1 protein-coding gene and 1 pseudogene are annotated in these 2759 nt (G+C 72.0%); both read right to left on the bottom strand.

The window, feature by feature from the left end; all coding sequences use genetic code 11:
* Window positions 1-41: 41 nt before the first annotated feature.
* Window positions 42-2606, bottom strand: a complete 2565-nt coding sequence (locus tag ACFRMQ_RS39935) for an ABC transporter permease (RefSeq protein WP_380735812.1) — start codon at window positions 2604-2606, stop codon at window positions 42-44.
* Window positions 2607-2665: 59 nt separating this feature from the next.
* A pseudogene (locus ACFRMQ_RS39930) lies at window positions 2666-2759 on the bottom strand (ABC transporter ATP-binding protein); the annotation flags it as partial.

Here is a 2759-nt window from a genome sequence, read left to right as displayed (position 1 = left end):
CCTTCGAACCGCCCGGGGGCTCCTGGTGTCCGACTGCCGGACTACTGGCTCTTGATCGCGTCCAGGATGTCCAGCTTGGACGCCCGCCAGGCCGGCCAGAGCGCGGCCAGCAGGCCGATCACGGCCGCGGCGAGCAGGAAGCAGGCGGTCTGCACCGGCGGCACCACGGTGGTGAGGCCGTGGAGGCTGTCCGCCAGGGTGCGCACGGCCGCCCAGGCGACCAGGATGCCGAGACCGACACCCACCAGCCCGCCGAACAGCGCGATCAGCACCGACTCCAGCCGGACCATCCGGCGGATGCCGAGCCGGTCCAGGCCGACCGCCCGCAGCATGCCGATCTCCCGGCGGCGCTCGAACACCGACATCGCCATGGTGTTGACCACGCCGAGCACCGCGATCACCACGGACATGCCGAGCAGCCCGTACATCATGTTCAGGATCCCGGTGACCATCGAGCGGTTCTCCGCCTTGATCTCCTTGGCGTCCTTGACCGCGATCAGCGGGTTGCCGCCGGTCGCGTCGCGCAGCGCCTGCTTGAGCTCGGGGGTGGCGCCGTCGACGCCCTTGACCAGGACCTTCTGAGGGCCGGAGCCGGGCAGCGCGTGCGGGCCGACCACGGACTCGGGGGCGACGATCCCGGCCAGCATGGTGCTGGACTCCAGGATGCCGCCGACGGTCAGGGTGCCCTTGGCGCCGTCCGGGTAGGTCACGGCGAGGGTGTCGCCGAGCTTGTAGCCGCCGTGCTCGGCGCGGCCCGAGCTGACCAGCAGCTTGCCCTGCTCGAGGGCGTCGGCCGAGCCCTCGGTGACCTTGACGGTGGCCACCTGGTCGATGGTGGCGGCGTCCATCGCCGTCAGCCACTCGCTGTCCTCGCCGTTCGCCCCGACCTTCACCGGGACGCCGAGCTCGGCGCCGATCGCGCTGACGCCGGGCGCCTTGGCGATCTGGCCGGCGACCTCGGGGGAGAGCGACGAGAAGTTCTGCATGGTGACCGTGAAGTCGGCCTTGAGGTCGGTCGCGGTGAGCTTGTCCACGGCCTGGTTCACCGAGGCGCCGATCACGGTCAGCGAGGTGATCAGGGTGACGCCGATGGTCAGCGCCGAGGCGGTGGCGGCGGTGCGGCGCGGGTTGCGGACCGCGTTCTCCTGGGCCAGCTTGCCGGGCGTGCCGTACACGGCGCGCAGCAGCGGGGCGATCAGCGCGATCAGCGGCCGGGACAGCAGCGGGGTCAGGACGAACACGCCGATCAGCAGCGCCCCGGAGCCGAGACCGACCAGCTTGACCTCCTTGCCGGACACACCGGCCAGCAGGGCGGCGGCGCCGGCGGCGGAGAACAGCAGGCCGATGGTGTTGCGGACCCGCAGGCCCTTCTGGGTGGCGGGCTGCTCGACCGCGCTCATCGCCGCCACCGGCGCGATCCGGGAGGCCCGGCGGGCGGGCAGCCAGGCGGCGAGCACCGTCACCAGCACGCCGACGGCCAGCGCGGTGATCACCGTGCTCGGTCCGACGATCAGCGGGCCGTCCGGCAGGTTGGCCTCCATCGGGCCGTTGAGCAGCGACTGGAGCCCGGCGGCGATCCCGATGCCGGCCAGCAGGCCGGTCACCGAGGCGGTCAGGCCGACCAGCAGCGCCTCGATCAGCACCGAGCGGGTGATCTGGCGGCGGGAGGCGCCGACGGCGCGCAGCAGGGCCAGCTCCTTGGTGCGCTGGGCGACCAGCATGGAGAAGGTGTTCGCGATGATGAAGATGCCGACGAACAGGGCGATGCCCGCGAAGCCCAGCAGGGCGGTGCTCAGCACCTTGGTGCCCTGCTTGATCATCCGGTCCTGCTCGTCCGCGAGCTCGCGGCCGGTCTTGGCCTCGATGTTGTCGCCCTGCGGGGCGGTCTGCTTGACGGCGGCGAGCAGCGCGGCGTCGTCGGTGCCCGGCTTGGCCTTGACGTCCAGCTCGGCGAAGCGGCCCGGGGTGAGGTAGAGCCGCTGGGCGGTGGCGGTGTCGAAGGCGGCCAGCGAGCCGCCGGCCACCACGCGGGGGTCGTTGGTGTGCACGGTGCCGGTGAGCTTGAGGTTCATCACCGGGCCGTTGACCGCGACCCGGACGGTGTCGCCGACCTTGAAGCCGCCCTTGTCGGCGGTCTTGGCGTCCAGCACGACCTCGGTGGCGTCCTTCGGGCCGCGGCCCTCGACCAGCGGGTAGCGCGGGTCGGTGCCGTCGGCGCCCGGCACGTAGTTGGTGCCGGTGGTGGAGAAGCCGTTGCCGATCAGCGCGCCCTTCTTGTCGGCGATGCCGGCGAAGCCGCTGACGATGCCGCGGACCTCGGCGGCGCCGGGCAGCGCGGCGACCTTCTTCCGGGTCTCCTCGGTGATCGTCGGGCCGTCGACGGCCCGGTCACCGTGGTCGTAGCTGCGGTTGGCGGCCTCGCTGTCGCTGACCGTGACGGCGATGTCGGTGTAGCTCTTGGAGTTCTGGGTCCTGAGCGCGTTGCCGAGGGTGTCGGAGAAGACCAGGGTGCCGGCCACGAAGGCGGTGCCGAGCATGACGGCCAGTACCGTCATCAGCAGCCGGCCCTTGTGGGCGAGCACATTGCGCAGTGCGGTGCGGAACATGAGGGTGTGTCAGTCCTGGGGGTACTCGGGGGACGGGTGGCGGTTCGGGGCCGGGGCGGTCAGCTGGTGCGGCCCTTGGCGTCGAAGCGGCGCATGCGGTCCAGGACGGTGTCGGCGGTGGGCTGGTGGAGTTCGTCGACGATGCGGCCGTCG

Source organism: Kitasatospora sp. NPDC056783, assembly GCF_042789895.1.
Classification (GTDB): Bacteria; Actinomycetota; Actinomycetes; order Streptomycetales; family Streptomycetaceae; genus Kitasatospora.
This window is presented reverse-complemented; position numbering and strand designations above follow the sequence as displayed.

What these genes read in the sequence shown, in the direction of transcription:
- ACFRMQ_RS39935 (WP_380735812.1), bottom strand. Translation starts at nt 2,606, where the DNA reads ATGTTCCGCACCGCACTGCGCAATGTGCTCGCCCACAAGGGCCGGCTG.